The organism is Pseudomonas sp. YuFO8 (assembly GCF_035065025.1).
In the GTDB taxonomy this organism is placed as follows: Bacteria; Pseudomonadota; Gammaproteobacteria; order Pseudomonadales; family Pseudomonadaceae; genus Aquipseudomonas; species Aquipseudomonas putida_AE.
On the sequence record NZ_JAXDEQ010000034.1, the window covers coordinates 13863 to 38696 of the forward strand.

A 24834-nucleotide genomic window follows, 5' to 3' on the forward strand; every position below is an offset into this window, starting at 1 on the left:
CGAGTTCCCTGTAGGAGCTGGCTTGCCAGCGAAGGGGCCATCACTTCCAGCAATGATGTCGGCTGACACACCGCTTTCGCTGGCAAGCCAGCTCCTACAGGATCCGGTTCGCACAATGGGTATCGGGTTGTCAGATGGCTGGTTTGTTTATCGCAGCACCGGGAATGTCAGCACCCTTGGCCCGCGGCTTGGAAAACTTCCACGCATCCCCCGCCGGCGCCGTGCCTTTGTCGTAGGGCTTGCCCAGCAGCATGTAGACCAGACCCGCACCCATCACCACCAGCGTGGTGAGGATCATCGAATAGTTGATGTACCAGGCCGCGTCCGGCGAGCGCGGCCAGACCATGTTGACGATGGCGCACACGCCATAGATCAGTGCCGCCAGGTTCACCCACAGGCCCCAGGCGCCGAGGGTGAATTGACCGTTCGGGCGCCAGCCCTTGGCACGGGCGATCAGCGCGGCGACCACGATCAACTGGAAGGCCACGTAAATGCCGATCGCGGCGAAACCGACGATGGTGGCCACGGCATCGGCCATGAACATCCCCAGGCAGACAATCGCCGCCGGCACCAGGCCGCTGACCAGCAGCGCGAACGACGGCACCTGGTTGGCCGACAGGCGCTTGAACAGTGAGCTGCCGACGATCATCTCGTCCCGGGCATAGGCGAACAACAGTCGGCTGGCCGCCGCTTGCAGGCTCAGCACACAGGAGATGAACGAGACCATGACCACCGCCATCACCAGGCGCGAACCGACCGGGCCGAAGGCATTGGCCAGGATCGTGGCGACCGGGTCGGTGTCTTCACCGGCCAGTACCTTGGCCATGTCCGGCACCGAGAGAATCAACGCCAGGCACGCGAACATCGCTGCCGCGCCGCCGATGTAGATGGTCATGCGCATGGCCTTGGGAATGCGCTTGCCCGGGTTCGGGGTTTCTTCCGCGACATCGCCGCAGGCCTCGAACCCGTAGTACTGGAACAGGCCGGCCAGGGAGGCCGCGAGGAAGGCCGGCAGGTACGAGCCATTGACCTCAAGGTTGAAGGTGTCGAACAGCACGCCGATCGGTTGATGGCGCTCGAAGATCAGCAGGTAGCCACCGACCAGGATCGCGCCGACCAGCTCGCAGAGAAAGCCGAACATCGCCACCCGTGCCAGTAGCTTGGTGCCCACCAGGTTAAGCGCGGTGGACAGCAGGATGATCGCCAGGGCGATGACGATGTTGGCATCCGGGCCGGGATTGAAGCCCAGCATGATCGCCAGGTACGGCCCGGCACCCACCGCAACCCCGGCGATGGTGGCGCATAACGCCCAGGCATAGACCCAGCCGACCATCCACGCCCAGCGCTTGCCCACCAGGCGACGAGCCCAGGGGTAGACGCCACCGGAAATCGGGAACTGCGACACCACTTCGCCAAAAATCAGGCAGACCAGCATTTGCCCGGCGCCGATCAGCAGGTAGGACCAGAACATCGGCGGGCCGCCGGCGGCCAGGCACAGGCCGAACAGGGTATAGACCCCGACGACCGGCGACAGGTAGGTAAAGCCCAGGGAAAAGTTCTCCCACAGGCTCATGCTGCGATTGAAATCCGAGCTGTAGCCGAGGGCGCGCAGTTGTTCGGCGTCCTGGTCGGCGCTGCTTGCACGCGTGTTGGATGAGCCACTCATGTTATTTCCTCATTATCAATGGCAGTGGATTGCGGTGTGGGAGCAGCCTGCTGGCGATGGCGCCCTCAAGACCGCCATCGCCAGCAGGCTGGCTCCCACAGGGGATCTCATCAGGCTTTGGTTTCGTCGTCGTACTGCGACAGCCACTCGACCGCCGCATCGCGGTACCGGCTGAAGCCTTTGTAATCGACCAATTGCTGATTCAGGTCGCGCAGCACCCGGTGCATGCGCCGCGCCCATGCCGGGTTGGTGGCGATGTCTTCGAGGCTGAGCAGGTAGGTGCGGATCGGAAAGACAATGGCGTTGCTGCGCGGCAGGCGGTGCAGCGGTTGCAGCTCGATGCGCAGGTACACCAGCTTGCCGGCGTTTTCGGCCGTCACGAGGGTCCGGTCCGGCGCCCATTCGGGCAGGCTTTCGGCTGAGACCTCGAGGCGCGGGTTGACCGTCAGCGACCAGTTCAGGCGCCGCACCGGGTGGCCGGTGCGCAGGCGCAGGAGGAACTTCAGGGCACGGTCGAGCATGCCGATTTCCTTCACCAGCGGCACCGGGCCGTGGAACTCTTCCCAGCTCATGCCGAGGTTGAAGCGCAGCGAATAGTCGGCGCGCTGGGTGGCGATCCCGGCGCCCCAATACAGCGTACCGTCGCGTTCTTCCTGCAAGACCCAGTCGCCCTGGGCCTGGCGGGTCACGTATTCCATCGGCTCATAGGGCAGGGTCGCCGGGTCGCCGAAGGTGAAGTGATCGTCGATGTCCAGCAGGCGGTTGACCCAGTGCCACTGGCGGCCTTCACGGGACAGGGTGAAGTACTGCGGATAGTCGCGGGCGTAGGACTCCATGATCAGTTCGAGCAGGTCCCACTGCGCCTCCATCATGTGCGGCGCCGCGACGTAGTGCATGCCCGGATCTTTCTCCAGGGTGATGGCGCGGTCCCGGCATTCGCTGATGTAGTGCTCGTCGATATCGAACGCGGCCCGGAAGGCGCCGTCGCCGACCGAGACATGGGGCTCGAGGTTCATCGAGTACATGTAGTCGTCATCGGGGAACGGGAAGGGCGCGCGGGCGATGGTCTCCGGGCTGTTGGCGAAGGTGTAGTCGTCGCGGTAGGTTTCGTCGGGATTGAACTTGATATTCATTGTTATGGCTTCCGTCGATCAGAGGTCGATGACCAGGCGATTGCATTTGGCGCGGGATACGCAGGGCATGATTTTCTTGTGGCTGCTCTTGTCGTCGTCCGACAGCCAGTCATCGCTGTGCAGCAGTTCGCCATCGAGCTCCAGGACCGCGGTTTCGCAATGGCCACAGGCACCACCACGGCACAGGTAAGGCATGCTGTAGCCCGCGGCCTCGACCGCTTCGAGCATGGTCTGGTCAGGCGAGACTTCGATGGTTGCGCCACTGCGCCCGAGGGTGAAACTGAAGGCTTCGCCGCCGCTGCTTTGTTCGAGGAATCGCTCGAAGTGCACGTGGCTGTCGGTCCAGCCCAGGTCGCGGGCACAGGCCAGCGTGGCGTCGATCATGCTGTCCGGTCCACAGGCATAAACGTGACTGCCCAGCGGGCGATCGGCGAGGATCCGGCCGATGTCCATGCGCGTTTCGATGCCTTTGCGATACAGGTGGACCTGTTCGCCGTAGGTGGCCTGCAACTCTTTGCCGAGCTGTGCGTGTTCATCGCCGCGAACGGCGTAATGCAGTTCGAAGGGCACCTTGCTCAGGCGCAATTCCTCCAGCTGGGAGATCACCGGGGTGATACCGACGCCACCGGCAATGAACAGGTGCAGGCGGGCCTGCTTGATCAGCGGGAACAGATTGACCGGTGGCGTGACCTCGATCAGGTCGCCCTCGCGGACACTGTCATGCAGCGCCATCGAACCACCGCGACCGCTTTCCACCCGGCGCACGGCAATCTGATAGCTGCTGGTGTCATAGGGCGAACTCAGCAGCGAGTAGGGGTTGCGCAGCGTGTTGTTCGGGTTGGCGATGAGCACCACCACGTGGCTGCCGCCGGAGAACGCCGGCAGGTGCGCACCGGTCGGCGATACCAGGGTGAAGCGCTTGATCTCTGGGGTCACCGCTTCGATGCGGACCACCCGCAGATTCAAGGTCCCGTTGTTCTGGCTCATGTATCGAGCTCCTCGGCTGGGGGCAGTTCGCCCGGTACTTCGGCATCGGCCTTGACCGCCTGGAAGGCCGCCAGGCGCCGGGAATAGTGGTCGCGCACCACCAGCGTCAGGCTGCAACCGGGGCAGTCGTAGACGCGTTGGGTCACGTTTTCGGTGTAGGTGTCGCAGTGCACGCACCAGACCCGGCGCACGAGCGTGCCGGAGTGCTCGCGAAGCACTTCGTCGCGATTGAGATCGAAGCGGGTGGCCACTTGCATGGCGCTGCCGAGGAAGCTTTCGGAACCGGCGAGGTAGAGGCGGGTACCCATCCTGGCGTCGCCGAGCAGGTCGTCGAGGGCGTCGATCAATGCCTGGTTGCTGGCATACACCCGCAGTTGATGACCCGGGTGCTGCTGCAATTGCGCCAGGAAGTCCTGGCCGGAAAATGACTCCTGGGCGTACAGCAAGGTCACGGGGCGATCCAGCCCGGCCATCTCCTCCAGCAAACGCAACATGGCGCGACCGCCACTGCCTTGCCCGGCAATGATGTGCCGGACACCTCCCGGCAGAGGTTGCAACCGGTCGTAGACCGGCCGACTTTTGATCCCGGTGATCAACATTATTGTTATTCCTCCTGACTATCGGAGCCCAACGATGGTGGGTTGCAGATAGCAGGAGCACAGGGCGTGCCAAGTGTTTAAGTCGTTGTTTTTAAATGATTAAATATTTATACAGAAGAAAAGTGTAAGCAGAAATAACTACGTTGTAGGCGTTTTTGCAGCGTTTTATTGGAGAGAACCGGGAAAAACCTGTAGGGAGCTGGCTTGCCGGCGAAGGCAGCCTGACAGCCGACCAATCTCCTGCCGATGTACACCGATCAACCTGTAGGAGCCGGCTTGCTGGCGATGGCGGCCTGACAGCCGACCATTCTCTTTCAGGTGTACATGGATCAACAGCCAAGCTAGTGCTTGTGGGAGCGAGCCTGCTCGCGAAAAACCTGAGAGCGCCTCGGGGTGTCAGGATCCCCGCGTCATCGTTGACGTCCATCGCTGCGATGCGGCGACCCGACAAGCCAGCTCCTACAGTTAAGAGGCAAACCGTAGATGGCTCCGAAAGAATAGGGTCGCCAAGCCCACACGCTGCAATCAGTCGCGCTGCAACTTGCGAATCAGCGTCCCTATATCAATCCCCAGATGCTGTGCAGCCTTGCGCTTGCTCCCGCACAGGTGCACGGCGCGAAGGATGACCTGGCGCTCGAAATGCTGAACCTGAAGCTTGAGGTTCTGCTCCGACTCTTGCGGCGCTTGTTCCTGCGCGACCGAGGTGGCCCGGGAGCGCACCGGTTCGAGCAGTTCAGCCGGCAAATGATGCTCCTGCGCCTCATCGTCGGCGAGCACGGCCAGACGTTCGAAAATGTTCACCAGCTCGCGAATGTTGCCCGGGAAGTCATAGCTCATCAAACGCTTGCGAACGCCGGCGGACAGGCTCAGGGACGGTACACGATCGCCATTGATGCGGCTGAGCAGGATGTCGATGAGAAACGGCAAGTCATCGCGGTGCTGGCGCAGCGGCGGGATCTCCACCGGCAGCACGGCGAGGCGATAATACAGGTCGGCGCGAAACTCACCCAGGTCCACCAGATGACGCAGGTCCTTGTTGGTGGCGGCGATGACCTGTACCTGCACGGTTTTGCTCAAGGGCGAGCCAACCGACTGGATGGTGCTGTCTTCGAGAAATTTCAGCAGCTTGGCCTGTACGTGCAGCGGGATCTCACCGATCTCGTCGAGGAACAGGGTGCCGCCCGACGCCGCTTCGATATAGCCCTGCTTGCCGCCCTGCAGCGCGCCGGTAAAGGCGCCGCGCTCGTAGCCGAACATCTCGGATTCGAACAGGCTCTCCGGGATGCTCCCGCAATTGACGTGGATGAACGGACGATCGCCCCAACCGGCGGCTCGATGGATGTGCCGGGCGATCGCTGTCTTGCCGACCCCCGGCTCACCCAGCAGCAACAGCCGTGCGCGCCGGCGGAACGCGCGCACGCCGGTGTCGGCGATGCTCGACAGCTGCGGCGAAAGGTGCAGGGCATTGTCCTGGGGATCGCGCAGGCCCTGGGGCTCCAGCGGCCGGTTGTTGAGCGATGCCCGGCGCTGCGGCTGGCTGGCGTCGAAGTCTTTCTGGGTGAGCATCCTGAACGGTTTTTCGTAGGCACCGGTAGGGATCGCGTGGGTACTGCTGAGCAGCACCCGGCCTTCCCGGGAGCGGGTCAACGCACTGTTGCCACCGCGGTTCAGCGCGGCCAGGAAGTCGTCGTAGTTCAACGCCGAACGCTGGAAAAAATCATTCTCGGACAAGCCTACGGCCTGCTGTTTCGACAGCCGGTTGACGCGCTCGGCGGCCAGGTTTATGAAGCGCAGCCGGCCCTCACCGTCGCTGATGATCAGTGCTTCGCTGAAGCTGTCGAGCAAGGCATGCAAGGCAGGCGTTTCCAGCAGTGCGCCCAGCACTTCGCTGCTGACGTTGACCGAAGAGCGCATGCCCATCTGCAAGGTGGGCGGCAGGTTGGAGTCTTTCATGGGTGCAACTCTTGGGGGGTGCGAACGCCCTGGCTTTCACGAAACACCGCCACGCGCCAGGCCACGCCTTCGCGAATGAGGATGCGCGAGCAATGCACATTGAAGTTCAGGTCGCGTCCGCTCAGGTCCGGCAGGGGCAGGCTGTGCCAGGTGCGTTCGGGCAAGGCATTGTCCAGCAGCAAACGGGCGATACCGGCACCATGGGTAATGCCGAAGGTGTCCTCGAAGGCTGCGTTGCGCCACTGCGGTTGCAAGTGTTCATCGATTACCAGCACCGCGTCGGGCACGGCATCGAAGACCCGGCGCAAAGCATCGATGCGTTGCTCGGCATCGTGCTGCATGCGCAACTCCTGGCTGACGTCACGAATGCTGCCCCACATGCGCAACAGCTGGCCATTGACGATGGTGGCCCTGACGTCGTTTTCCACGTAGGCCGGCGAGCCATCGTGGCGGCGATCCACCGAGAGCGCTCCGTCGACATGAAACCCGGCCTCGATCAGGCGCCGCACGAACTCTTCGTTGGCCGGGCTGCGTGGCCAGTACAGGCGCACCGGTTGCTGGTTGAAGTCGACATCCGACGGCATCTCGTACACCTCGGCCATGGCCCGGTTGCACAGGCGCCAGTGGGAGTCGTTTTCGAACACCTGGCGCACGATCTCATCCGGTGAGTGGTTGATGTCCACCGCCTCGGCGAATTCGATGCACCAGTAGGCGACCTTGGCGCTTTGCAGCATCTGGTTCATCACTTCATTGGCGTTGTGCATTTCCCGCAGCCGGTGCCCCAGCGTACCAAGGGGAATCTTCAACAGGTGCAGGCGTGCCGGTTGCACATTGCGCCACTCCAGCACACCGCTGGCAATCACATGCAGCAGGCCACCGTTGTGGCGAATCAGGGTCAGCTCCAGGCTGTGGATCAGCTCGTCGGCGGGCGGGTTGGCAAACAGCGCCTGCACCGTGCGCAGAGACTCGACGCTCAATACCCGTTCGATCGGTTGATTGAGCAGCTCTTCGGGTGCATAGCCCAATTGATCACTCAGGCTCAGGGACAGGCCGAGCAGTAGTCCGTCGGCGCCGACGGTACTGGTCAGGGGCTGGGCTTTGTTTACCAGCAAATTCAGGATATCCATTGGTGGATCGGCTCGATTCGGCTAATGGGACCTGGGCACAGAATGCCAGGGCAGTCTGGTAAGGGCATATCGCATGCCAACTCTAAAGCCAGTGAACAGGGGGGCTGGCGCGAGGTGTGAAGACCGAGTGCTGCGTTATTGCAGCGTAACAGGCAGATTCGCAGCGAAGGACTGGATGGACATATTATTTTTCCGTCCTGCACCTTTTTTTACAGGGCGAAATCGATCTAAAAATACCAGCCCACACCGTGAGCGTTTTGCTACTCTGAAGTTGTAGGTGAAAACGCAGACTGATGCGCAAGCGGATAGCGAGGACGCGTGGGGCGCGCTCCGAAGGGTACACGGTTAGAAAGATCTCCGCGCTGAGATCCAGCCCTTATGCCGTGTGAAGCAGGACAGCGCTTATTGCTGTTTCTGTGAGAGTCCTGATAAACCTCGTAAGCCAGAGACCAGCACTGGCCACCTACTTGGCTCTTAGAAGCCTGCCTTGTGCAGCTGAACATATGCAGCTCGCCAAGATCAAATGCCCCGACTTTCGGGGCATTTGTTTGTCTGCTCGTAGCCAACGATCTCAGGCCTTCACCCAGCGCTGGCGACTCCAGCTGCTCAGCGTATCGACCGCAAACACCAACACCAGCATCGCCAGGATCACCGTGCTGGCCTGAGCCTCCTGGAACAGGCTGAGGCTCATGTAAAGCATTTGTCCCAAACCGCCGGCACCGACAAAACCGAGCACGCTGGCCATGCGGATATTGTTCTCCCAGCGGTACAGGATGTAGGCCAGCAGCTGCGGGAAAAGGTTGGGCAGGGTGCCGTAGCAGAACGCCCACACGGCATTGCCCCCCTGCAGGCGGATCGCGTCGGCCGGTTCCGGCGGGGTGTTTTCCAGCGCTTCGGCAAACAGCCGGCCGAGCACGCCGGTGGTGTGCAGCGCTAACGCCAGGGTGCCGGCATTGGGGCCGAGCCCGGCGGCCAGGACCATCAGCACCGCCCAAACAAGCTCCGGAATCGCGCGCAGGGCATTAAGCACCAGGCGCGACAAACCCTGCATCGGCCAGCCGAATCGACCGGCCGCCGGCAGCGCGAGCAACAAGCCGAACACCGTCGCCAACAGTGTGCCCAGTGCCGACATGGCGATGGTTTCCAGCGCGCCGCGAGCAATGGCCTGCAAATGTCCGGTGCTCAGGTCCGGGCTGAGAAAACGCTGAATGTAGGCGAGCATCTGTTTCAGGTTGCCGCTGCCACCCAGTTCACCGAGGTCGATGCCCAGGTAGCGGAACGAAGCGAATACTGCGGCGCCGATGCACAGCACCAGCAGCAGGTTGACCAGGCGACTCATGCCAGCCTCCAGCGCAACAGGCGGCTCAGTTGATCGGCGAGCAGCACCAGGACGAGGAAGGTCAGCAACAGGCTGGCCACTTCACCGCCGGCGAACATGCGCATCGACAGGTCGATCTGTTGGCCCAGGCCGCCGGCCCCGACGAAGCCCATCACCACCGAGGCGCGAATCGCGCATTCCCAACGGTACACCGTGTACGACAACAGCTCCGCCGCGACGTTGGGCAGGATCCCGTAGCTGAACGCCGCGAGCCGCCCACTGCCGGCTTGCAGCAACGCGTGGGCGGGGCGCTGGTCGACCGATTCGAAAATTTCCGCGTAGACCTTGCCCAGCATGCCGCTGTAGGTAATGGCGATGGCCAGGACCCCGGCGGTCGGCCCCAGGCCAACGGCGCGCACAAACAGCAGGGCCCAGACGATTTCCGGCACGCTGCGCAGGAAGATCAGCACCCCGCGCACCGGCCAGCGCAGCAGTTGCCCCCACTGGCTCGGGCGCCCGGCGCGGGACGCTGCCGACAGGGACAGCGCGCGGCTGGCCAGCAGGCTGGCGGGGATCGCCAGGAGCAGCGCCAGGGCCATGCCAGCCGTGGCGATGGCCAAGGTCTGCAAGGTGGCTTGCCACAACAGCTGAAGGAATTCTGCGCCATGGGCGGGCGGCCAAAAGGTCGCGACAAACCGGCCCATTTCGCTCTGGCTGTCACTGGCCAGCAATACACTCAAGTCCAGTTCGCTGAAGCGGATACCCGGCCACAGCAGGGCGATCGCCAGCAGAGTGAGCAGCAGGCGTGGCCGGGCGGCGGGATCACGGGTGGCACGACTCAGCATCGGGGAATCTGCACGCTCAAGGAGGGAACCGGGGTTGGGGAGGGCTGCAACTGCTCGTTGGCGTAGAGGGCGTCGAGTTGCTCGCGGTCGACGGCGCTGGCCGGCAGGTCGAAGAGGATTTGTCCGTCACGCAAGCCGATGATCCGCGAGAAGTGCGCCAGCGCCAGATCCACCGCGTGCAGGCTGGCGACCAGGGTCACGGCGTGCTCCCGCGCATGCTGGCAGAGGACCTTGAGCGTGTGGCCGGCCAGCACCGGGTCCATGGCCGAAACCGGTTCGTCAGCCAGCAACACCTCGGGCGCCTGATACAGCACCCGGGCAATGCCCACCCGTTGCAGTTGGCCGCCGGACAATTGTTGGCACTGAGCGAAGAGCTTGTCGTGCAGGTCGAGCCGGGTCAATGCCGCGCGAGCCCCGGGAACATCCAGCGGGTGCAGCAGGTTGATCAGGCTCTTGGCCAACCCCCACTGACCGATTTTTCCCGCCAGCACCGCGGTGATCACCCGCTGGCGCGGAGGCAGCGGCGGCGCTTGATGCACCAGGCCGATGCGCGCGCGCAGGCGTTGGCGCTGACGGGCCGACAGGTGCCAGGGCTGTTCCCCCAGCACTTGCAATTCGCCGTTGCCGGGGCGCAGGCCGGTGGCAAGTACGTTAAGCAGGCTCGACTTGCCCGCGCCGGACGGGCCGATGATGGCGACCTGTTCACCGGCTTCGATGTGCAAGTCCAGGCTGCGCAGCGCCTGTACTCCGTTGGCATGGGTGAGACTGACCCGGGTCAAATGCAAGGTCATTTGAGCAGGTCGGCGGCGCGTGCGGCTTCCTCGATGCCGTTGTAGTTTTCCGGCTTGGTCTCGATGAAGCGGCTGGCGGCCTGCAAGTCGAGGATTGCTTTCTGCTCGGGTTTCGCCGGATCAAGCGCCAGGAAGGCAGCCTTGATCTTCGCCGCCAGCGCCGGGTCGAGGGTGCCGCGCACGGTCCAGTTGTAGTCATAGTACGCCGGCGTGGTGGCAAATACCTTGACCTTGTTGGTGTCGACCTTGCCAGCCTTGACCAGTTTTTCCCAAACGCTGGCGTTGAGCACACCGGCATCGACTTTGCCCGCCTGGACCCAGGCCACGGTGGCGTCATGGGCGCCGGAATAACCGACGCGGCTGAAGAAGGTTTCCGGCTTGATGCCGTCCTGCAACATGAAATAGCGCGGCATCAGGCTGCCGGATGTCGAGGACACCGAGCCGAAGGCGAAGGTCTTGCCCTTGAGGTCGGCGAGGGATTTGACGTTCGGGTCGGCGGTGATGAATTTGCTGGTGAACTGGGCGTCCTGTTCGCGCTGCACCAACGGAATGGCATTGCCGGTTTTCAGCCGCGCCTGGACGAAGGTGAACCCCCCGAGCCAGGCCATGTCGATCCGGTCGGTGGCCAGCGCCTCGACCACGGCCGGGTAGTCGCTGACCGGCACGAACTCGACCTTCATGCCCAATTGCTGTTCCAGATAAGTGCCCAGAGGCTGGAACTTGCGCAGCAGTTCGGTGGGGGCTTCATCGGGAATGGCACTGACCTTGAGGACGTCGGCGGCCTGTGCCAGCAGGGTGGAAAAGGACAGGGTCAAGCCGACAGCCAATGCCAGGGTGCGTTTGAGCATGAAAGTTCTCCGGTTCATTAGCGCAAGTATTTCGAAGCGCCTGACCTATATGGGATAACGGTCAGGCGCTTTTTGAGGGTAGACGAAGTGCGGCGATTATAGGGATTGCAGATGGCGTATCAACCAATCGCTGCTCGGCGAGGCGCAGAGGTTACCTGTAGGAGCGAGCCTGCTCGCGAAAAACCTCAGAGCACCGCGGGGTTTCAGGCTCCCCGCGCCATCGTTAACGTCCATCGCGAGCAGACTCGCTCCTACAGGTATCGCAACGTATCCACCGTTCACCCAGCTACGTTGGCATACAAAAACCGGGGTGGCGGGACACGCAGGCGATACACGACGAGCGCGTAATGCAACAGCCGCATAACGGCTTTTACCTTGCGCTCACTGGAGAATTACCATGTCCCGAACCCCCACCCGCTACGCGGCAGGCCTGCTCGGCGTTGCCCTGGTCACTGCGACACTCACCGCCTTCACGGGCCTCGCCCAAGCCCAGGAATCCGGCCAGCCACCGGCAAAAAACTGGCAGGCCGGCCTCAAGCGTACGGACCTGGTGCGCCGCGACCTTGACGTCGCCGGGCGCGAAGTGATCCAGGTGCTCGTTGAATTCGATCCGGGCGTGGCGTCGCCGAAACACTCGCACCCCGGGGTAGAAGTGGCCTACGTCACCGACGGCACCCTGGAATATCAACTCGAAGGGCAACCGACCGTGACGCTCAAGGCTGGTGAATCCCTGTACATTCCGGCCGGCACCGCCCATGTGGCGAAAAACATCGGCCAGGGCAAGGCGTCGGAACTGGCGACCTACATCGTCAAGAAAGACACGCCGTTGGTGTCGCTGGAGCAGTAAGCGCCTCTACCGCGGGTCAGCCTGCCTGCGCCATGCGACCAGGCAGGCGACAACGATCAGCCCCAGCGCGACCAGAAAGGTCGTGCGCATGCCGCTGGCAATGGCCTGCGGCTGGGCGGTGCCGATGTCGACCGCCTTTGAGGCCAGGGCAAACACGGCGCCCATCGCCGAGGCCCCGGTGACCAGTCCCAGATTTCGTGACAGGTTGAGCAGGCCGGAGACCACGCCGCGTTGATGGGGCAACACGTCGAGCATCACGGCGGTGTTGTTGGCGGTCTGGAACAGCGCATACCCCAAAGTGATAACGACCATGGGCGCGATGTAGCCGCCGACGCCGAACGTTTCGGGCACCATCGACAACAGGCAGCAGCCGAGCGCCATGCCCAGCAGCCCGGCGAGGGTCATGGCCGGGGCCCCCCAACGGTCGACGATGCGCCCGGCGGGCACTCCGGCCAGCATGGCGATCAGCGGCCCGACCGCCAGCACCAGCCCGATCTCCATCGCCGTCAACCGCAGGGTCTGCGACAGGTAGAACGGCCCGACCAGCAGCGTCGTCATCATCACGGTGGTCACCAGCAGGCTCATGGCAAGGCAGCCACTGAGTCGGCTATCGCGCAACAGCGCCAGTAACAATGTACCCAGCGAATCGACCCCCGCACGCCTGGTTTGCCCCTGGCGATCTTCGGGCAGGTAGCGTTGCGCGAGCAGCCAGGTCAGCAGACCCAGGGGTACGCTGATGAAGAAAATCCAGCGCCAGCCGAATCCGTCAATGAGCACGCCACCGAGCGCCGGTCCCATCGCCGTACCCATGGCGGACACGCTCCCCAGCAGCCCCATGGCGCCACCGGTCTTGCCCTTGGCCACCGTCTCGCCGACAAAGGCCAGGGTCAGCGCCATCATGACCGCCGCGCCCAGGCCTTGCAGCGCCCTGGCCGTGACCAACAGGCCGAGATTGGGCGCCAGGCCGCACAGCGCCGAAGCCAATGTGAACAGGGTAATGCCGGACAACAGCAGGCGGCGCCGACCGACAAGGTCGCCGAGGCGGCCGACGCTGACAATCGAGGCGGTAATGGCCAGCAGATAGGCGATGACCACCCACTGCACCTGTTGAAAGGACGCGCTGAATGCCTGTGTCAGGGATGGCAGGCCGACGTTGGCGATGCTGGTGCCGAGGGACGACAACAACATCGCCAACGACAGGCTGGCCAGCGCCCCTTTCACCGAAGGTGTTTGTTGAGCCACTGCCGCGACTGCAGATCCGTCATTCATGGTGTTGCCCTTTTCTGGCCGCTCCCGACTGGAGCTACCAGAAATCTACGCCGGGGCCTAACATGGCGGAAGACGCACGGTTTGCACTGATTACGTGCATACAGCGCCATACCTGCCGACCTGAGGCCTCGCATGTCCACTCCCGATCTCAATCTGCTGATCACCCTCGATGTGCTGCTGGCAGAAGGCAGTGTCGCCCGCGCCGCCAAACGCCTGCGCCTGAGTCCATCGGCGATGAGCAGGGCGCTGGCGCGATTGCGTGAAACCACCGGCGATCCGCTGCTGGTCAGGGCCGGTCGCGGCCTGGTGCCAACGCCGCGTGCGCTGGAATTGCGTGAGCGGGTCGCCCAGCTTGTGCAGGAGGCCCAAGCGGTGCTGCGTCCGGCCGAGCAGCCCGACCTCCTGCAGGTGTCGCGCACCTTCACCTTGCGCACCAGCGAAGGATTTGTCGAAAACTTCGGCGCCGCACTGATCGCCCGCGTCGCCGAACAGGCGCCAGGCATACGCCTGCGCTTCATGCCCAAACCCGACAAGGACAGCACGGCGTTGCGCGACGGCACGGTCGATCTGGAAACGGGTGTGGTGGGCAGGACGGCGAGCCCGGAACTGCGTACCCAGGGGTTGTTCCGCGATCGATTGATTGGCGTGGTGCGCGCGGGGCATCCGCTGTGCGACGGTGAGATGTCGCTCGAGCGTTTTGTCGCCCGCGGTCACATCAGCGTGTCACGACGAGGGCTGGAAAAGGGGCCAATAGATGAAGCCCTGGAGGCGCTTGGTTTGCAGCGGCAGATCGTGACCATGGTCGGCGGTTTCTCGACTGCATTGGCGCTCGCCCAGGCAAGCGATCTGATCGCCACTGTGCCCGAGCGGCATACCGCCAATCTGCGAGCCGGCATGCACAGCTTTGTGCTGCCAGTGGCACTGCCGGAATTTACCTTGGCGATGATCTGGCATCCTCGACTGGATGCGGATCCCGTGCATCGATGGCTGCGTGCTTGCCTGAGGGATGTTTGCGCTTCTGCCTGATAATTAATCCGGGTGTTTCATGTGTCTACGTTGATATTAAAATAATGGCTGTATCATTGTTGTAACTATTCGTGCCTGCTTTTTGTTTTGTTATATAGTCTCATTGTGTTGATATAAAAAAGTTCGAACTCATAAGTTTGCATGCTGTATCGGAGGTCAAAATGGGATCCAGTTTAGTTAAGCTAGTAATTGATAGGCGCTCGCAATTACTGTCAAGTGGCCAGAGGCTATCAATGTTGGTCACCAATTATTAATGATAATTAATAATTTTTAGTTTTGTATGGTGATCGTAAATATATGAATCTTAAGAATATTTTGTAGTTAAGATAATTGATTTCTATGGATTTCTCCAATATCAATTCAGTGTCAAGATTTGGCGACGAGTGGTGATGAATTTTTGACGCTGGTCGTGTCAAAAAATAACTTCATAATAATTCACACGTTTCACATATGTGATGCTAGTGTTCCTACCTCCAATTAACCCGCACTTGTCTGATTGTAGAGGACGTGCGTCATGCCGACTTCAAATCCTCGGGTTGCGATATTCGGTAATAGAGTTCCGAGCCTGAATCTTCCAGCGCTTGAGCACTTTACCGACTTGGGCAGCCTGCTGGCTGCCGATGCATTTGATGTGATGCTGCTGGACATGCCAGGTGCGTATGCCGGCAAAGTCCTTCGCAAACTGCGCTCACTTCCCTCTTACCGCTACACGCTCATCTACTGCTGTCGTGATCAGGATGGCTGGTGCGAAGCCTTGGGCGATGGCGCGTGCCCTGTGGAAACCAGCGAAATCATAAGGCTCTGGGGCGTATGGCAGGATCGCTTCGGACTGTTCAATCATGGATCCGCACCGGAACGTTTTGAAAGCCGGGTACTTTCCTGGCTGTGGTTGCGCGACGGCGCCCAGGTGCTCGCCCTGCGCGATCCGGAGGTGCCTCAGCACTATCGCTATCCATTGCTGGACGTCCTGGCCGATAGCGAGCAGGTCAACGCGTTTGTCTGGCTCAGCCTGATGGTGCAGCAGGACTGGCTGGAGGAGGGGGTCCTGATCGACCGCGTCCGCCTCTGTTCCGATTGTGGTTCGGGACGGCTCAATTACATCGATGTGTGTACCGAATGCCATAGCCTGGACATCGCACGGCAACCGTCACTGCACTGTTTTACCTGTGGTCATGTCGGGGCGCAGGAGTCATTTCTCAAAGATGGGGTGTTGCTGTGCCCCAACTGCCTGAATCGGCTGCGCCACATTGGCAGTGATTACGACCGCCCGATGGAGAATTATCGCTGTCGCTCGTGCCAGGCGTTTTTTGTCGATGCCGAGGTGCAGGCGCGTTGCCTGGATTGCGGCCTGTCGCACACGCCCGACAAGTTGCGCATACGCGAAGTCAGGGATTTCCGCCTGTCCGAGGCCGGGCGTTTCCGTTGCCGGCAGGAGTTCAGTGAAAGAGCGGTGCAGCACTTCGGTCAGCTCAATCTGTTGGGTGGCAAGAATTTTTATGATCTGCTGACTTGGCAAATGCAGATAGTGCGCCGCCATCCGGTGCCTGAGTTTTCCCTGATCGGCCTGCGCTTCGTCAACCTCGCCGGTACGTTGTCGCACCTGGGTGAACAGCGCGGGCATGCCTTCGTTGATAGCGTGGCCGATCGCTTGAAGGAGTCCGTCAGGGAAACGGACCGCTGTTCTCGCAGTACCGAAGAGTTCTTCTGGATCATGCTTCCCCATACCGACGAGAAAGGCCTGGAAATCGTCAAGCAGCGCCTGGGCCGGGTCGCCGAATTGTTTTCGGCGCCGGAGGTCAGCGACGTTACCTTGCGTGTCATCGGCATCACCGCCCCCCAGGATCTACTGGATCAGGAAGATGGCGAGCTGTTACTGGCGCGCCTGGCCGGTGAGATGGGTGATACCCCATGAGCCCTTTCCTCGAGCAACTGTTGAACGCACTCAGCGCGCTCGCGGGGCCGGATGGCATGAGCCGCCTGTTCTACATGCTATTTCCGGCGTTCCTGATGTTCGAGTTGCCGATGATGATCATGGTGATGCTGGGCGTGTTGCGCTGGTTCACCCGTCGGCGCACCAGCGTGCCGAAGATCAGTGTTTATTGCCCGAAGGTCTCTTGCATCATTACCTGCTACAGCGAAGGCATGGACGTCCAGACCACGCTGTTGAGCCTGTGCGAACAAACCTATGGCGGCCACATCGAGATGATTCCGGTGGTGGACGGCGCCACGGTCAACCAGGCGACGCTCAGCGCCGTGCGCAGTTTCAATGTGGACTCGCAGTTGTACCCCAAGCGACATTTACGGCCGATCGCCAAATGGCAGCGGGGCGGAAGGGTGTCGTCCCTCAACGCCGGCCTGTCGCTGGCCGGCGGTGAAATCGTCATGGCGCTCGATGGTGATACATCCTTCGACAACAACATGGTCGCCTCCATCGTACGGCACTTCGAGGACCCCTCGGTACCTGCGGTCGCCGGCAGCCTGCGGGTGCGCAATGTCTGGGGCTCGTGGGTGACGGCGATGCAGGCGCTGGAGTACCTGCTGTCGATCCACATGTCGAAGATCGGCCTGGCGGAATGGAACCTGGTCAACAACGTCTCCGGCGCCTTTGGCGCATTTCGCCGCAGTTTCCTGGTGAAAATCGGTGGCTGGAACACCCACACCGCTGAAGACCTGGACCTGACATTGCGTATCAAGAGCTACTTCAAGCGGCATGACCTGAGGATTCCATTCGAGCCCGAAGCGGTAGGGCACACCGATGCCCCGGCGACGCTCAGCCAGTTCCTGATGCAGCGCCTGCGCTGGGATGGCGACCTGTTTTTCCTCTACATCCGAAAGCACAACCACAACATCAGCCCCACGTTACTGGGCTGGCGCACCTTCCTGATGATCCTGCTCACGGGATTCTTCTTTCAGTTGGTTCTGCCGTTCATCATCTTCATCTACACCCTGCTGGCCCTGTTCATTCTGCCGGGCAAGACGCTGTTGTTTCTGTTTGCGCTGATCTACCTGCTGTACCTGACAATCACCCTGGTGATGTTCTTGGCCATGTTGGTGATGGTCTCCGACCGGCCCCGACAAGACATGGTGCTGGGCTTGCTGGTGCCTTTCTTCCCGCTGTTCATGCTGCTCCTGCGGTGCTGGAGCGTCGTGGCCATGCTTAACGAGATGTTCCGTCGCGGCCATGAAGAAAGCTCGATGGCACCCTGGTGGGTGCTCAAGCGCGCCACGAGGTTCTGACATGCGATCGATACTTCTGGCGGTGACGCTATGGATGCCCTTTGTGATGCTGGCGGTACACCCCATGACGCTTGAAGCGGCGCCAGCGCAAAAGTGGTCCCAGGCCAGCTATGTGTGGGACAGCGAGGCGTTGCTCGATCCAGGGCAGCGTGCTGCTGAACTGACGGCGCTGCGCAAGGCCGGGATGGAAAAGATCTACCTGGGCCTCAAGGGCGCACAGGTCAAGGACCTGGCTACCACGCGCGAACGCCTGGAGCAATTGCTGCAGGACGCGGCCAGGCAGGGTCTGCAAGTGGGTCTGCTGCTGGGCGATCCTGAATGGTTGAAACCGCAGGAACGCCATCAGCTCACCGATTTGCTGGGCAAATTCCAAGGGCTTTCATTCAGCAGCCTGCACCTGGACCTGGAAGTCGAACAGCTGGGCGTACCGGTGCCTGACCAGCGTTTGCGGGACTTGCTCGACACCTTGCGCGCGGCTTCCCGAGCGAGCCCCTGGCCGGTCGAGATTTCCAGCCATCATCGCTGGTTCGCCGAGCCCAAACCCGGACAAACCTGTGTGCCCTGCGGGCTGCCCGATGCTGGCGTGCGCCAGGTCAGCCTGATGATTTATACCCGCAACCCGAAAAACAGCGCACGCACGGCAGAGCAGATCGCCCAGCGCTGGCCCGATCTGCAATTTCGCCTCGCCCAAAGCACGGAGCCACAACTGGATGCCACGGAGTCCTGGGCCGGCGCGTCGACCGAGCAGTTGCAACACCAGAGCAGTGCCTGGCGTGAACAACTGCAACCCCTGGGGATTGCCGGCATTGACTGGCAAGCCTGGCGAGACTTTCCAAAACGGTGAGCCGTCATGAAGATTCGTTTCGATAGTCGTAAAGAATTGAGTCCCACTCAGGAACAGGGTTTGACCGTGCTCTACGCGCCGGGCAAACGCATGGCCTTTCGCGTGCGCTGGTATCTGATCCTGCTGCTGGTCGCCAGCCCGTTGATCTGGCTGGGGGGCAAGCTGGCCTACGGCATGCTGATGATCGACGCGCCGGCGCAGTTGCGCCTGCCGATTCTCGAGGTGCGCGCGCGCGATACCGGTCGGGTCGAGCAATTGTTCGTCAAGGCCGGTGATCAGGTCCGGACCGACCAGCCTTTGGTCAATCTCGACAATCCGGAATGGCGAGCACGGTTATCGCAACTGGCGGCCATGCCGACCCAGACCAGCCCTGCGCGCAACAACAAATTGGGTGGCAACGAACGGCAGTTGCTCAAGACTCGCATCGGCAGGGCGCAGGAAAGGGTGGGCGTGCTTGAAAGTCTGGTTGCAAGAGGGGCGGTGTCGCCTGGCGAGGTGCTGACGGCGAAGTCCGAGCTCGACAGTTTCAGGGCGGATCTGCTGGCGTTCGAGCGCCGTGAGCAACTGGCCAATCAGCCGACGTTGAGCGTTGAGCGCGATGTCGTGCAACAACAGGCTGAACAACAGTGGCTGAAAACCCGCCTGGCTGCGCTGCCGATCAACGCCGCGCAAAGCGGACGCATTGCCGAGGTACTGGTCAATCCTGGCGAAAACGTCGGTGCCGGCACCTTGCTGATGCGCATTGAGCGCCTGGAAGACCCCTTGCTGTGGATCTACCTGGAGCCGTTGAACATCAGCTACGCCGCGATTGGCCAGCCGCTGCGGGTGCGCATGCCGGACGGCGAGTGGTTGAGCGCCCATGTGGTCCAGGCGGTCGACAGCGCCGGCCGTACGCCGACGGTGTTGCGCGGGCCGTTCGCTGCCAGCGAAATGGGCTTGCAGGTCGCCGCCCGGTTCGACCGGCCGCTGCCGCCGCGTTGGCGAATCGATCAACTGCCGTTGAACGTCCGTTTCCCCACTGACTGGCCACAACTGCTCAGTGACAGCCGTGAGTTCATCGATCAAATAGGGGAGTTCATCGCCATGGATCGAACTCCCGACACCAAAAACAGCGTATCGGAGGCTCAATAATGATGACTGCTGAGCGAATCCTGGTCACCGGTGGCGCCGGCTTCATCGGCTCGCACCTTGTCGAAGCCCTGCTCGAACACGGTTACAGCGTCCGAGTCCTGGACGATCTTTCCAGCGGTAAATTATCCAACCTGCCGATTGATCGATGCCATCTGACGTTGGTTGTGGGGGACGTCGCCGACGCGCCGACGGTCGCGCGGGCGATGAAAGACTGCACCGCGGTGGTCCATCTGGCGGCGGTGGCCTCGGTGCAGGCCTCGGTCGACGATCCGATCGCCACTCACCAAAGCAACTTCATCGGTACGTTGAATATTTGTGAAGCCATGCGCCAGGCGGGGGTAAGGCGAGTCGTTTATGCCTCCAGTGCGGCGATCTACGGCAACAACGGCGAAGGCACCGCGATCAGCGAAGACACGCCAAAAAATCCCCTGACGCCCTATGCCGCCGACAAGCTGGCCAGCGAACACTTCCTTGATTTCTATCGTCGCCAGCACGGACTGGAACCGGTCATCCTGCGCTTTTTCAATATCTACGGACCGCGCCAGGACCCTTCGTCGCCTTACTCCGGCGTCATCAGTATTTTCAGCGAGCGAGCACAAAAAAAACTCCCCATCACGGTCTACGGCGATGGGGAGCAAACAAGGGATTTTGTCTACGTCGATGACCTGGTCAAGATCCTGGTACAGGCGGTCGCTGAAGCCAAACCACGTATGGAACCGGTCAATGTCGGGTTCAACCGCTCCACCAGCGTCAACGATCTGGCGACGATGCTGAGCGAACTGCTGGGATGGCCGCTGGCGCTGACCTACGATGCGCCCCGATCCGGTGACATCCGGCATTCGCGTGCCGAGAACAGCCGTTTGCTGGCACATTTTTCGTTGGAGAAGCCGACCTGTTTTGCAGAGGGCCTGGGTCAGTTGCTCAGAAGTATTGATGCCGGCGGGCGCTAGAGGCGGCTTCGGTCTCCAGCAAATGCTCAGCCAGTACATCGTTGAGAAAGCGGAACTGATCGTTGAGCCCGACCACTTCGTTACTGAAGTGATGACCGGCTGCCGGAATCAGCAGCGCCTCGAATTTTTCGTCGAACATCAGGGTCAATACTTTACGAGACTCGAATTGTTGCGAGTAGTAGTTGGTGCCGAATACCGGGAAGCTCACGGCCAGGGTGACGGTGGTGATCATGACGTGCGCTCCTCGGAGAGTAAGAACCAGCCGAATACGCTCAACGTGAAGGCCGTCAGGGCCAGGCAGGTCAGGAGATGGATCAGCATGGTTCGACCCTCCGCTACAGGGTTTGGTGTTGGGTTGGAATTGATCCTACGCTGACGGTCGATGGGCGGAAGGCAATCGTGGCGATGGTGAATATCGATGGGAGTGATGGTCCGGATTTGTTGGTGTCCTTGATGGCCCCATCGCCAGCAGGCTGGTTCCCACAGGGGTTATGGGTGTTCACAAGACTTGTGTTCCACCCCGATCCACTGTGGGAGCCAGCCTGCTGGCGATGGCGGCCTCAAGAGCACCATCAGACCTATACTCAAACCAGGGGCCTTTGAACGCCGAACCTCCCGTTCGGCTCACATTTTCAGGAAACCGCGATCTTGAACCTGCGTTCGCTGATCGTCGCCGTGCTGGTGGTGTTGGCGGGATGCGCCACGGCCCCGCCTGCCCCGGTGGAAGTGCCGCAGATCATGGTGTCTCCCAGCACCTGGCAGCAGGTGGATCGGGAGATTGTCGATGCGTCGCAATCGGCCACCGATCAGGCAAAAATCTACGCCCGCGGGGCCATGGATTACTGGCGCACGCGGGTCTATCAACTGACCGAAGAAAACTTCATTCCCTGGTTCAGCAGTTACTGGACTCAGGAATGGCTGTCGATGAAGGTCAGCTGGTACTCCATCAGTAGTTCCAGGGACGAGCAAAATGCCTCGGAAAAACGCCTGGCGGCCTACCTGCTGGAGAAGTACCAGGAAAAAGTGCTGGCCCCGGCGGCGCTCGAGGTCGACCCGGACGCGATCCTCACCCTGGCGGCGGCGTTCTACGTGGACATTCTCAAGGAAGAACTGCAAAAGATTTCCCAGCGCCATGGCGTGCCGATGGCCCAGCTCAATGGCCGCGTGCGGAAAATTCCGGCGATTGCCCTCGGACCGCCGTCCGCCAGGGACGCCTCGCTGTTCCTGGTGGTGCACACTGAACAGTTGGCCACGTTGCCGGCGTACGCCGCGCTGGTCGACAAGGTGCACAAGGCCGGTGGCGACAAGGGCGTCGGCTCGACCGACACGGCCATGGCCCCGGTGGCCAAGCGCGCCAGTAAACGCATTGAAGCCGAGATGGCTCCGCGCGGGGCGGCCAGTGCGGTAGCGGCGGCCGCTGGGAAACTCGCCGGTGCGTTGATCTCCGTCGGCGTGGCGGGCGTGCGGGCGATCATCCAGGCCAACGACCGGCCCGACAGCGAAGCGTTGATTCGCAGCAGCCTGGGTAACACGTTCGACAAGGCCTGGACCAAGCTGCTGCAGAACCCGACCACCGGTGTCATGGCGAGCACCCTGTACATGGCCTCACAGATAGAAGGGAACCTGGCGCAGAGCGCGCAACCGTCGGTCGGTCCGGATGCGGGATCTGTCGATTGGAGTCCGACCCAGTCGACTAACCAGCAGCTCAACCCATGATCCAAGGAGAACGCTCATGTCTTATGTTGATGGCTTTGTCATTGCAGTACCCACCGCCAACCGCGAAAAATTCAGGCAGCACGCCGACATGGCCGCTGCCATTTTCATCGAGAACGGCGCGCTCAGCCTCGCCGAGTGCTGGGGCGACGACGTCCCCGACGGCAAGGTGACCTCTTTTCCCATGGCGGTGAAACTCAAGGAGGATGAAACCGTGGTGTTTTCCTGGATCGTCTGGCCGGACAAGGCCACCCGTGACGCCGGGATGGCGAAACTGATGACCGATCCGCGGGTGCAACCGGACGTCAATCCGATGCCGTTCGATGGCCAAAGGATGATTTTCGGCGGGTTTGAAATGATCGTGAAGGCTTGAACCGACATCAAAGGATCACTCCGCCGCAGGGGTGATCCGGCAGCTCTTGCGGTTGCGGATTTCGTGATCGCTCGGGCGCTCGCGGATGAACTCGAAACGCGGCTCGCCTTCGCTGTAATGCACCAGCCAGCCCCAATCCAATTCCATTTCGTCCTGGCCTGGCTCTGGCGGCGCGGCCCACCAAGGTTCCTTGCTGAGGATCTGGCGCATACTTGCCTCCGGTTGATTTCGCTTGCATCAACTATAACTGGCATGCCGGCAGACGCCAGAAACGAGAGACCCCGCATGAATGACGACATCCACGAACCTTTCAAACGGCTGTTTTTCGCGCTGGACTGCGCACCCGCACTGCGCAAGGCCATCGGCCAATGGCGCAGTGCCTTGCAACTGCGTAGCGGGCGCCCGGTGCCGGTGGAGAATTTTCACCTGACCCTGAAGTTTCTCGGGGCGGTAGGGATCGCGCAGATTGCCGACATCTGCAGCGCAGCCGCGTCGGTGCGCACGCCGGGGGAACGCCTGACCGTGGAATTGGATCGCCTGGATGTCTGGCGCAGGGCAGGGGTCCTGGTGCTGTCGCCCGAGCAGGCATCGCCGGCGCTGTTGCGGCTGGTGTATGACCTGGAGCAGGCCTTGTTGCCGTTTGGCCTGGAAGACGCACCCCGGGAATTTCGCCCGCATTTGACCCTGGCACGTGACTACCGGGCGCCGGTGCCGGAGTCCGCTACGCCACCCGAATTTTTCCTGCGTGCCGAGCGCTTCACCTTGTTCGAATCCCACAAGGGCCGCTATCGGCCATTGGCCCAGTGGCCGTTGAGCGGTGCCTGAGCCAAAACAAAAAAGGCGCCCGAGGGCGCCAAACTTCACCTTAACCGAGGAGCCAGGTGAGTGATGCAGCGGTGGTAAGGCGCTGCATGAATATAAAAAATGTACGCAACCCCCTGTAGGAGCTGCCGCAGGCTGCGATCTTTTGATCTTGATCTTGAAAAAGCAAAGATCAAAAGATCGCAGCCTGCGGCAGCTCCTACCAGAGCAGAATTACTTACCCAACTTCACCTTGGTCCAACCCCGGGTCATGATCCGCTGCACCGCAATCGGCTGGTCAGGAACGGCATACAAGGTCGCCATCACCGCTTCCGGCGGATACGAGCCCGGCTCATTGCGAATCGCCTCGTCCACCAAAGGCGTCGCGGCCGAGTTGGCGTTGCTGTAGCCGATGTTGTTGGTGATCTCGGCGATGATGTCCGGGCGCATCAGGAAGTTCATGAACTGGTAGGCGTTGTCGACGTTGGCGGCATCGCGCGGGATGGCGACCATGTCATAGAAGCTGCCGGCGCCTTCCTTCGGGATGCTGTAGTCGATCTTCACCTTGTCCCCGGCTTCCTCGGCGCGGGCCTTGGCCTGCAGCACGTCACCGGAATAACCGACGGCTACGCAGATGTTGCCGTTGGCCAGGTCCGAGATGTACTTCGAGGAATGGAAATACGCCACCGACGGGCGGATTTTCATGAACAGCGCTTCGGCTTCGGCGATGTGCGCCTTGTCCTGATCGTTCACCGGGTAGCCCAGGTAGTGCAGGGCGGCCGGGATCATCTCGGTGGGCGAATCGAGGAAACTGATGCCGCAGGCCTTGAGCTTTTCCGCGTTTTCCGGCTTGAACAGCAGGTCCCAGGAGTTGGTCGGGGCGTTGGCGCCGAGCACTTCCTTGACCTTCTGCGGGTTGAAGCCGATGCCGATCGAGCCCCACATGTACGGGAAGGCGTGGGCGTTATCCGGGTCGCTGGCGGAGGCGTTTTTCAGCAGCACCGGATTGAGGTTTTTCCAGTTCGGCAGCTTCGACTTGTCCAGTTCCTGGTAGACCCCGGCCTTGATCTGCTTGGCCAGGAAGCTGTTGGACGGCACGACCAGGTCGTAGCCGGACTTGCCCGCCAGCAGGCGGGCCTCCAGGGTTTCGTTGCTGTCGAACACATCGTAGGTCACTTGGATCCCGGTCTCGTCTTCGAACTTCTTGACGGTGTCCGGGGCAATGTAATCCGACCAGTTATAGACGCGCAGAACCTTGTCATTGGCCTGGGCGCCCGAGGCGATCGCGCCCAATAAGGACAGTGTCAGCAGAGTCCTGCCAAACATTTTCATCGGTACAACTCCATTCTTTTTATTCAAACGCAAAATCTGTGAAA

At 61.4% G+C, this 24834-nt stretch carries 24 protein-coding genes; 10 read left to right on the plus strand and 14 right to left on the minus strand.

All coding sequences use genetic code 11. The features are described 5' to 3' along the window. Nucleotides 1-130: 130 nt before the first annotated feature. The 10 genes from SOP95_RS24025 to SOP95_RS24070 form a co-directional block, all read right to left on the minus strand. Complete coding sequence (locus tag SOP95_RS24025) at nt 131-1666, minus strand: APC family permease (protein WP_323608554.1); 1536 nt, start codon at nt 1664-1666, stop codon at nt 131-133. Between the two features lie 110 nt (nt 1667-1776). Continuing rightward, nucleotides 1777-2799 carry a heme-dependent oxidative N-demethylase family protein gene (locus SOP95_RS24030; RefSeq protein WP_323608555.1) on the minus strand — a complete coding sequence of 341 codons (1023 nt, stop codon included), beginning with the start codon at nt 2797-2799 and terminating at the stop codon, nt 1777-1779. An 18-nt stretch (nt 2800-2817) separates the two neighbouring features. Continuing rightward, nucleotides 2818-3786, minus strand: a complete 969-nt coding sequence (locus SOP95_RS24035) for a PDR/VanB family oxidoreductase (RefSeq protein WP_274077556.1) — start codon at nt 3784-3786, stop codon at nt 2818-2820. Beyond that, entirely contained in the window at nt 3783-4385 is a 603-nt protein-coding gene (locus SOP95_RS24040) for a dimethylamine monooxygenase subunit DmmA family protein (protein ID WP_274077557.1), read from the minus strand. The genes SOP95_RS24035 and SOP95_RS24040 overlap by 4 nt, the downstream gene beginning before the upstream one ends. A gap of 525 nt (nt 4386-4910) precedes the next feature. Beyond that, the gene (locus tag SOP95_RS24045) at nt 4911-6338 is read right to left on the minus strand and encodes a sigma-54 interaction domain-containing protein (protein WP_323608556.1); all 1428 of its coding nucleotides are present in this window, start codon (nt 6336-6338) and stop codon (nt 4911-4913) included. Continuing rightward, the gene (locus SOP95_RS24050) at nt 6335-7465 is read right to left on the minus strand and encodes a PAS domain-containing protein (protein WP_274077559.1); all 1131 of its coding nucleotides are present in this window, start codon (nt 7463-7465) and stop codon (nt 6335-6337) included. The genes SOP95_RS24045 and SOP95_RS24050 overlap by 4 nt, the downstream gene beginning before the upstream one ends. Nucleotides 7466-8036: 571 nt before the next feature. Next, nucleotides 8037-8804, minus strand: a complete 768-nt coding sequence (phnE, locus tag SOP95_RS24055) for a phosphonate ABC transporter, permease protein PhnE (protein WP_323608557.1) — start codon at nt 8802-8804, stop codon at nt 8037-8039. Further along, on the minus strand, nt 8801-9628 hold the full coding sequence (locus SOP95_RS24060) for a PhnE/PtxC family ABC transporter permease (protein ID WP_323608558.1): 828 nt from the start codon (nt 9626-9628) through the stop codon (nt 8801-8803). The genes phnE and SOP95_RS24060 overlap by 4 nt, the downstream gene beginning before the upstream one ends. After that, complete coding sequence (locus SOP95_RS24065) at nt 9622-10419, minus strand: phosphonate ABC transporter ATP-binding protein (protein ID WP_274077562.1); 798 nt, start codon at nt 10417-10419, stop codon at nt 9622-9624. The genes SOP95_RS24060 and SOP95_RS24065 overlap by 7 nt, the downstream gene beginning before the upstream one ends. Then, a complete protein-coding gene (locus SOP95_RS24070) occupies nt 10416-11267 on the minus strand; it encodes a putative selenate ABC transporter substrate-binding protein (RefSeq protein ID WP_323608559.1) in 852 nt (283 codons plus the stop codon). Before SOP95_RS24070 ends, SOP95_RS24065 begins: the two co-directional genes overlap by 4 nt. Nucleotides 11268-11664: 397 nt before the next feature. On the opposite strand from SOP95_RS24070, the gene SOP95_RS24075 reads away from it, so the two are divergent. Beyond that, nucleotides 11665-12114: a cupin domain-containing protein gene (locus SOP95_RS24075; RefSeq protein WP_274077564.1), complete on the plus strand. Its 450-nt coding sequence runs from the start codon at nt 11665-11667 to the stop codon at nt 12112-12114. A 6-nt stretch (nt 12115-12120) separates the two neighbouring features. Here SOP95_RS24075 and SOP95_RS24080 read toward each other — a convergent pair whose 3' ends face one another. After that, entirely contained in the window at nt 12121-13383 is a 1263-nt protein-coding gene (locus SOP95_RS24080) for an MFS transporter (protein ID WP_323608560.1), read from the minus strand. Nucleotides 13384-13515: 132 nt separating this feature from the next. On the opposite strand from SOP95_RS24080, the gene SOP95_RS24085 reads away from it, so the two are divergent. From SOP95_RS24085 to SOP95_RS24110, 6 genes are all read left to right on the plus strand, one after another. After that, the gene (locus SOP95_RS24085; RefSeq protein ID WP_323608561.1) at nt 13516-14409 is read left to right on the plus strand and encodes a LysR family transcriptional regulator; all 894 of its coding nucleotides are present in this window, start codon (nt 13516-13518) and stop codon (nt 14407-14409) included. 514 nt (nt 14410-14923) lie between these two features. Beyond that, nucleotides 14924-16321, plus strand: coding sequence for a diguanylate cyclase domain-containing protein (locus SOP95_RS24090; RefSeq protein ID WP_323608562.1), 1398 nt, complete (start codon nt 14924-14926; stop codon nt 16319-16321). Next, nucleotides 16318-17646 carry a glycosyltransferase family 2 protein gene (locus SOP95_RS24095; RefSeq protein ID WP_274077568.1) on the plus strand — a complete coding sequence of 443 codons (1329 nt, stop codon included), beginning with the start codon at nt 16318-16320 and terminating at the stop codon, nt 17644-17646. Before SOP95_RS24090 ends, SOP95_RS24095 begins: the two co-directional genes overlap by 4 nt. 1 nt (nt 17647) lies before the next feature. Continuing rightward, nucleotides 17648-18490: a hypothetical protein gene (locus SOP95_RS24100; protein ID WP_323608563.1), complete on the plus strand. Its 843-nt coding sequence runs from the start codon at nt 17648-17650 to the stop codon at nt 18488-18490. A 6-nt stretch (nt 18491-18496) separates the two neighbouring features. Next, nucleotides 18497-19621 (plus strand): HlyD family secretion protein, encoded by a 1125-nt coding sequence (locus tag SOP95_RS24105; protein WP_274077570.1) that lies wholly within the window; start codon nt 18497-18499, stop codon nt 19619-19621. A 2-nt stretch (nt 19622-19623) separates the two neighbouring features. Then, on the plus strand, nt 19624-20571 hold the full coding sequence (locus SOP95_RS24110) for an NAD-dependent epimerase/dehydratase family protein (protein WP_323608564.1): 948 nt from the start codon (nt 19624-19626) through the stop codon (nt 20569-20571). Here SOP95_RS24110 and SOP95_RS24115 read toward each other — a convergent pair. Next, nucleotides 20543-20803 carry a hypothetical protein gene (locus tag SOP95_RS24115; RefSeq protein WP_323608565.1) on the minus strand — a complete coding sequence of 87 codons (261 nt, stop codon included), beginning with the start codon at nt 20801-20803 and terminating at the stop codon, nt 20543-20545. The two genes, SOP95_RS24110 and SOP95_RS24115, sit on opposite strands and share 29 nt — an antisense overlap. Before the next feature lie 416 nt (nt 20804-21219). Between SOP95_RS24115 and SOP95_RS24120 the strand changes: the two genes are divergently transcribed. Next, nucleotides 21220-22287 (plus strand): hypothetical protein, encoded by a 1068-nt coding sequence (locus tag SOP95_RS24120; protein WP_323608566.1) that lies wholly within the window; start codon nt 21220-21222, stop codon nt 22285-22287. Nucleotides 22288-22303: 16 nt separating this feature from the next. Beyond that, entirely contained in the window at nt 22304-22657 is a 354-nt protein-coding gene (locus SOP95_RS24125) for a DUF1428 domain-containing protein (protein ID WP_323608568.1), read from the plus strand. Between the two features lie 15 nt (nt 22658-22672). On the opposite strand, the gene SOP95_RS24130 is transcribed toward SOP95_RS24125, so the two are convergent. Further along, on the minus strand, nt 22673-22867 hold the full coding sequence (locus SOP95_RS24130; protein ID WP_274077574.1) for a hypothetical protein: 195 nt from the start codon (nt 22865-22867) through the stop codon (nt 22673-22675). Between the two features lie 75 nt (nt 22868-22942). Here SOP95_RS24130 and thpR point away from each other — a divergent pair, with 75 nt between their 5' ends. Continuing rightward, a complete protein-coding gene (gene thpR, locus SOP95_RS24135; protein ID WP_323608569.1) occupies nt 22943-23482 on the plus strand; it encodes an RNA 2',3'-cyclic phosphodiesterase in 540 nt (179 codons plus the stop codon). 210 nt (nt 23483-23692) lie between these two features. Here thpR and SOP95_RS24140 read toward each other — a convergent pair whose 3' ends face one another. Further along, complete coding sequence (locus SOP95_RS24140) at nt 23693-24790, minus strand: polyamine ABC transporter substrate-binding protein (RefSeq protein WP_323608570.1); 1098 nt, start codon at nt 24788-24790, stop codon at nt 23693-23695. Nucleotides 24791-24834 lie beyond the last annotated feature (44 nt).